Below are 1030 nucleotides of genomic sequence, written 5' to 3'. Positions count from 1 at the left end.
TGTCTCCTTCACTCTTGCCAGCAAGTCACGGAATGTCGGTTCCCCTGACATATCTGTACGTAGCACCAATGTGTTAATGAAGAAACCGATGAGTGACTCGATCTCCTCCCGATTTCGTCCTGCAACCGGGCTTCCGACGAGGATGTCTTCCTGTCCACTGTAGCGGTAGAGCATAGTTTGGAAGGCAGCCAGTAAGGTCATGAACAGCGTCGATCCTTCTTCACGGCTGAGCATACTCAATTTTTCTAACAGTTCAGCTGAAAGCGTAAAGGTATACATCGCGCCAGCATGGCTTTGAACAGATGGACGCGGACGATCTGTCGGCAAAACCAATAGTGGTTCGGCATCGACTAGCTTTTCTTTCCAGTACGCTAGCTGTCGCGTAAGCACATCTTCTTCCATCCACTTCCGTTGCCATACAGCGTAATCCGCGTACTGCAATGTCAGATCGGCTAATACAGGTTCTTTTCCGTAAACAAATGCTTCGTACAGTGCTCTCATTTCTTTGATGAAAATACCGATTGACCAGCCATCGAAAATGATATGGTGCATGTTAAATAAGAAGACGGCCTCTTGCTCGCTTACGCGAATCAAGGTGGTACGGAACAACGGACCTTCGCTCAGGTTAAATGGCGTAGCTGCCTCTACTCCTGCCAAGCGCTGTGTTTCTGCTTCGCACTCGTCTGCTGGTAGCTCGCGCAAGTCGATTACGCGTAGCGACTGCTCTTGGTAAGGGTGAATGATTTGTACAGCTTGACCATCTACGTGGTCAAAGGTTGTCCGCAAGCTTTCGTGACGCTGGATCAGCAGCTGCAAGCTCTTGTTCCACGCCTCTATATTCAGATCCCCGTGCAATCGCATGGCTGACGGAATGTTGTACAAGGCACTGTCTGGCATCAAGCGATCCAGGAACCACAGACGTTGCTGCGCAAAGGACAATGGCAGATGGCCTTCCCGTGAAACAGGTTCGATCGAAGCTCCTGATGTTTCTCTCCAAAAGCTTCCAAGTATTTCGGACAGTTCTGCAACA

At 49.8% G+C, this 1030-nt stretch carries 1 protein-coding gene; it reads right to left on the bottom strand.

What is annotated here, in order from left to right; genetic code table 11:
* On the bottom strand, positions 1-1030 hold a 1030-nt coding region (locus HP570_RS29105; protein ID WP_254495536.1), incomplete at both ends, for a condensation domain-containing protein.

Source organism: Brevibacillus sp. RS1.1, from assembly GCF_013284365.1.
Lineage (GTDB): Bacteria > Bacillota > Bacilli > Brevibacillales > Brevibacillaceae > Brevibacillus > Brevibacillus brevis_D.
The sequence above is the reverse complement of the archived record's forward strand: the minus strand, read 5'-3'. Positions and strand labels throughout refer to the sequence as shown.